The sequence below is a fragment of the Acidovorax sp. KPB24-07 genome (assembly GCF_057543315.1).
This window is the reverse complement of record NZ_BAAJYS010000333.1, coordinates 1-3609: the sequence shown is the minus strand read 5'-3', so window position 1 is coordinate 3609 and position 3609 is coordinate 1. Positions and strand designations below refer to the sequence as shown.

6 protein-coding genes are annotated in these 3609 nt (G+C 68.2%); 3 read left to right on the top strand and 3 right to left on the bottom strand.

The annotated features are described in order from the left end of the window. From AC27IQ_RS20365 to AC27IQ_RS20355, 3 genes are all read left to right on the top strand, one after another. Positions 1-645: flagellar biosynthesis protein FlhF (locus AC27IQ_RS20365; protein ID WP_487090576.1), on the top strand; the 645-nt coding region annotated here is incomplete at its 5' end. Then, positions 638-1435, top strand: a complete 798-nt coding sequence (locus AC27IQ_RS20360) for a hypothetical protein (RefSeq protein WP_284402626.1) — start codon at positions 638-640, stop codon at positions 1433-1435. The genes AC27IQ_RS20365 and AC27IQ_RS20360, both read left to right, overlap by 8 nt. A 4-nt stretch (positions 1436-1439) precedes the next feature. Beyond that, a complete protein-coding gene (locus AC27IQ_RS20355) occupies positions 1440-2156 on the top strand; it encodes an RNA polymerase sigma factor FliA (protein ID WP_284402625.1) in 717 nt (238 codons plus the stop codon). Positions 2157-2277: 121 nt separating this feature from the next. Here AC27IQ_RS20355 and AC27IQ_RS20350 read toward each other — a convergent pair whose 3' ends face one another. From AC27IQ_RS20350 to flgA, 3 genes are all read right to left on the bottom strand, one after another. Beyond that, entirely contained in the window at positions 2278-2640 is a 363-nt protein-coding gene (locus tag AC27IQ_RS20350) for a hypothetical protein (protein ID WP_284402624.1), read from the bottom strand. 42 nt (positions 2641-2682) lie between these two features. Next, positions 2683-3018: a flagellar biosynthesis anti-sigma factor FlgM gene (gene flgM / locus AC27IQ_RS20345; protein ID WP_487090575.1), complete on the bottom strand. Its 336-nt coding sequence runs from the start codon at positions 3016-3018 to the stop codon at positions 2683-2685. Between the two features lie 91 nt (positions 3019-3109). Next, positions 3110-3609: flagellar basal body P-ring formation chaperone FlgA (gene flgA, locus AC27IQ_RS20340; RefSeq protein ID WP_487090574.1), on the bottom strand; the 500-nt coding region annotated here is incomplete at its 5' end.

Below are 3609 nucleotides of genomic sequence, written 5' to 3'. Positions count from 1 at the left end.
GGCGTGGGCAAGACCACCACCACGGCCAAGCTCGCCGCTCTGTGCGCCCGCATCCACGGCCCGGGCAGCGTCGGCCTCATCACCCTGGACACGTACCGGGTCGGCGCCCACGAACAGCTGCGCACCTATGGCCGCATGCTGGGCGTCGTGGCCCACCTGGCGCACGACCGCGCCGCGCTGCAGGACCTGCTCGGCCTGCTGGGCGGCAAGAAGATGGTGCTCATCGACACCACCGGCGTCGCACCGCGCGACCCGCGCAAGCGCGACATGCTGGATGTGCTGGACCTGCCCAACGTCAACCGCCTGCTGGTGCTGAACGCCGGCTGCCACGGCGACACGCTGGACGACGTGCTCAGCGCCTTCAAGACCGCCGGCTCGCAGCAGGCCATCCTGTCCAAGGTGGACGAAGCCGTGAAGCTCGGCCCTTCGATCGACGCCCTGATCCGCCACCAGATGGTGCTGCGCGGCGTGACCAACGGCCAGCGCGTGCCCGAGGACTGGGAGGCCGCCGATGCGCACAAGCTCATCAGCACCTCGATGCGCTCGCCCGCCAAGTCGGCCTTCGACCCCAAGGCGTCGGACCTGAACTTCTTCTTCTCGCACTCGCCCGAGCTGGCCTCGGAAAGGGGACTGGTCGATGCTTGATACCGGATTCCACCAGGCCACGAGCCTGCACAGCATCACGCCGCAGTCGGACCTGCGGGTCGTGTCTGTCGTGGCGCAGCCCGACGCCGCCTACGGGTTGGAAACCCTGTGGCAGGTGTGTTCCAGCCTGCAGCGGCTGGGGTATCCCGTGGCCGTGCTGGACGGCACCGCCCGCGAAACCGACGACGCGCCGGGCCTGGCCCACCTGCTGGCCGAGCCCTCCTGGCAGAACGGCGCCCCGCTCGAAACCGGCCCGGCGGCCTCGTCGCTGGCGGTGATTCCGGCCGGCTACGGCATGCAGCGCCTCGCCCGCCAGACCGCCGACGGCCCGGCCGCGATGCAGGCGCTGCAACCCTTCTTTCGCACCTATGCGCTGCTGGTGCTCTACGCCAGCGCCGAGGTGCTGGCACCATTGGTGCGCGCGACCTCGGCCATCCCCCTGGTGATCGCCGAAGGCGGCCCCGACAGCGTGGTGCAAAGCTACCGGCAACTGAAACACATGGCGATGCACGCCGGCGTGCACTGCTCGGTGGCCTCCATCCTGCCGCCCGGCGGGCCGGCCCAGGCCGACCCGACGCATGCGGCGTTGAACACGCTGCAGCGCTGCGCCGAGCGGCACCTGGGCAGCGGCATCCTGACCAGCACGGTGCGCGCCAACCACGCCCAGGACGTGCAGCGCCTGGCCTTGCAACTGCTGGAAAACGCGTGCACCATTGGCGCCGCAACGCCGACCCCCACCCCGCCCTTCGGCATGACGGAGACGGCAGCGCATTTCGCCCGGAGACATTGACCCGATGTACACCGCCAAAGGACAGCTCGACCGCGATGCGCTGATCCGCCAGCACGTGCCGCTGGTTCGCCGGATTGCGCACCACATGATCGCCAAGCTCCCGCCCAACGTGGAGCTGGACGACCTCATCCAGGTGGGCATGATGGGCTTGAGCGAGGCCCTGTCGCGCTACGAGGTGGCGCAGGGCGTGCAGTTCGAGACCTTCGCCACCCAGCGCATCCGCGGCGCCATGCTCGACGAATTGCGCGAGGGCGACTGGATGTCCCGCAGTTCGCGCAAGAGCCAGAAGGAAATCGAACACGCCGTCCACCGGCTGGAGCAGAAACTCGGGCGCAGCCCGCTGGAATCCGAGATCGCCGCCGAGCTGGACCTGAGCCTGGGCGAATACCAGACGCTGCTGGGCAAGGTGCGCGGCACGCAGTTGGTCTACCTGGAAGACATGACGCGGGGCGACGACGGCGACGACGGGTTTCTCGACCGGCACGTGGCCGACGGCGAAGCCGACCCGATGGCCATGCTGCGCGACCAGCGGCTCAAGGCCTCGCTGGTGGCCGCCATCAAGAGCCTGCCGGAGCGCGAGCAGCACATCATGGGCATGTACTACGAGCACGACATGAACCTGAAGGAGATCGCGGCCGTGCTGGGCGTGACCGAATCACGCATCTGCCAGCTGCACAGCCAGTCCATCGCCCGGCTGCGGGCCAAGATGCGCAGCCACTAGCGGAGCGCCGCCGTCCCACCGGACGCGCCCCTGGCGCCAACGAAAAAGGCCGCATGCAGATGCGGCCTTTTTGCTTTGGGAGGCTGGCTTTTACCAGGAGCGAAGGGGAAGCCGGGCGGGATCAGCCCTGCGACCGGTAGATCCGAGCGGCGCCGCCCGAGCGTGCCGGAGCACCGTTTCCGTAGGTCGCAGCCTCCTGGGGCGGCAGCAGGGTCGCCACCTGGCGCTCGGTCAACGCGGACAGGCGCGCCAATTGTTCCCGCTGCTGGGACAACTGGCTGCGCAGGGCCTGGATGCGGCGCTGGATGTCGGCCGGCAATTCGGTGGGGCGGGGGATTTTCTGGAGCGCCTGGGACAGATCGAGAGCGGCCTGGCGCAACAGGGGGGCGGTGCGTTCTACCGCGAGCGCGTCGGTTTCCAGCAGGGCGGCACCGACGTCTTTCAACCGGGATTCGACTTCAGACAGCGTGGTTTCGAGTTGCATGGGTGGATCCTGTGCCGATCAACCCCTGCAGGAAACCCGGGGTCAGTGGCTGTTGCTGGTGTGGGAGATGATTTCCTGCGCATTGGACAGCAGCTTGTCCGCGATCGCATCGGCGTCCACCGAGAAAGTGCCCTTTTCGATGGCGGCGCGCACGGCCTTCACCTTGTTGGCATCGAAATCGGTGCCGGCGCGGCCGTTGGCTTCGAGTCCGCGGGCGGCGCTGGAAAACGTGACAGGCACGCCAGCGGCCGCAGCGGCAGCGAGCGCGGCGCTCTTGGCAGCCGTTTCGGCGGCAGCTGCAGGGGCCTTGGCCTGCTTGGCAGCAGTGGCGGCTTGCGACACTGCATTGGCTATTTCGGGGTTTTGACCTATCTTCATCGCTCTCTCCCACCCCGCTCGATGTGGGGCACAGTAGCAATGTTTTCGACCACTTCGACAGGGACTTTAGGCTTTTCTTGCGCCCCATCGCTTACAAAGTGATCTCTACTGTTCCATTTTCGGACACAACACCGGCGACGACACGGCCATTCTCCATACGGATGCGCACAGTCTCGCCAACGGCGCCTGCGGTGATCGCCTGGCCTGCGGATGTTACCGAATAACCCCGTCCCTGCGCCACCACCCGCACCGCCGCCCCCGCCTTGAACAGGGTCGGCGCCTTCACCATGTGCTGGCGCACGGCCTGGCCGGCCATGAGCTGGCGCGAGGCCACCATGCCGACCCAGCTGTCGGGATTGGCCACGATCGCGGTGGTTTCCGCCGCCCAGTCCACTTCGGCCTCGGTCGCATCGGCGGCCGTGAGCACGGCCCCGGACGCGACATTGCCCGTGAGCACCCACGCCGGGCCATACGCCTTGACGGTGACGGGCAGGAACACGTTCCACGCGGTGGCACCGTCCACGCAGCGCAGCCCGAGGCGGGTGCGGCCCCACAGCCGCGAGCCGGCAGGCAGGTAGGGCTCGACGCGGG